At 66.2% G+C, this 607-nt stretch carries 1 protein-coding gene; it reads left to right on the top strand.

From position 1 onward, the window contains the following. Positions 1–39: 39 nt before the first annotated feature. On the top strand, positions 40–607 hold a 568-nt coding region (locus tag AB4Y92_RS25275), incomplete at its 3' end, for an ABC transporter permease (protein WP_441822114.1).

Here is a 607-nt window from a genome sequence, read left to right as displayed (position 1 = left end):
GCTCTATGCCGTGCTCGACCCGAGAGTGAGAGGCGCCTGATGAGCTCCATCACGCAGACGCTCGCGAAGGGGCAGGCAAAACCGCTGCCGACGCCAGCGACCGAAGACTTCATCGTCCGCCGCCCATCGGTGCTGGGAATGCTCGTCAGCGATGTCGGCGCCTGCATCTCGCTGGTGCTCGTGGTGCTGGTGATCGCGGGGGCGATCTTCGCGCCCTGGCTTGCTCCGTCGGATCCTTATGGCGGCGATCTCGCCAATACCCTGAAGGCGCCCGGCGAGATGGGCCTGCTCGGCACGGACGGGCAGGGGCGTGACATGATCACGCGACTGCTGTTCGGCCTGCGCACCACATTGCTGATGGGGTTCGCTTCCGTCGTCTTCGGCTGTGCGCTCGGTGGTCTCGTCGGCTTCGTTGCGGCCTATTACACGCGGGTGTCGGGCCTGCTCATGCGCCTGATGGACGTGCTTCTGTCCTTTCCGGCCATCCTGTTCGGACTGGCCATCGCAGCCATTTTCGGGCCCGGGCTGACCGCGGTGATCATCGCGCTTTCGATCGCGACCGTGCCTCTCATGGCGCGCGTCGTGCGCGGCTCGGCCATCGTCGTGC

It is taken from the genome of Lysobacter sp. TAB13 (assembly GCF_052113885.1).
In the GTDB taxonomy this organism is placed as follows: Bacteria; Pseudomonadota; Gammaproteobacteria; order Xanthomonadales; family Xanthomonadaceae; genus Lysobacter; species Lysobacter gummosus.
The sequence above is the reverse complement of the archived record's forward strand: the minus strand, read 5'-3'. Positions and strand labels throughout refer to the sequence as shown.